At 76.0% G+C, this 258-nt stretch carries 1 protein-coding gene; it reads right to left on the bottom strand.

The window, feature by feature from the left end; all coding sequences use genetic code 11:
• Nucleotides 1–258 (bottom strand): SulP family inorganic anion transporter (locus tag SB816_RS32995; protein ID WP_410548380.1); only part of this gene is annotated, 258 nt, incomplete at both ends.

Genomic DNA, 258 nt, shown 5'->3' with positions numbered 1-258 from the left:
CGACAGCATGCTGATGTCGGCGAACGACACCAGCGCGACGGCGAACGCGCCGGACGCCAGTGCGCCGAGGTCGGCGAGCGACACGGCCGGAAGGCGCGGCGCGGGAATGCCGCCCGGCAGCGCGCCGATCGTCGCGACGCCGGGCAGCGGCCACAGCCGCGTCGCGACCGTCGCGCCGATCACGGCGAGCAGCACGCCGGGCCAGCGCGGCAGCGCGCGCTTCATCAGGAAAATGGCCGCCAGCACACCGGCGCCGAG

It is taken from the genome of Achromobacter sp. SIMBA_011 (genome assembly GCF_046535435.1).
In the GTDB taxonomy this organism is placed as follows: Bacteria; Pseudomonadota; Gammaproteobacteria; order Burkholderiales; family Burkholderiaceae_B; genus Achromobacter; species Achromobacter dolens.
The sequence above is the reverse complement of the archived record's forward strand: the minus strand, read 5'-3'. Positions and strand labels throughout refer to the sequence as shown.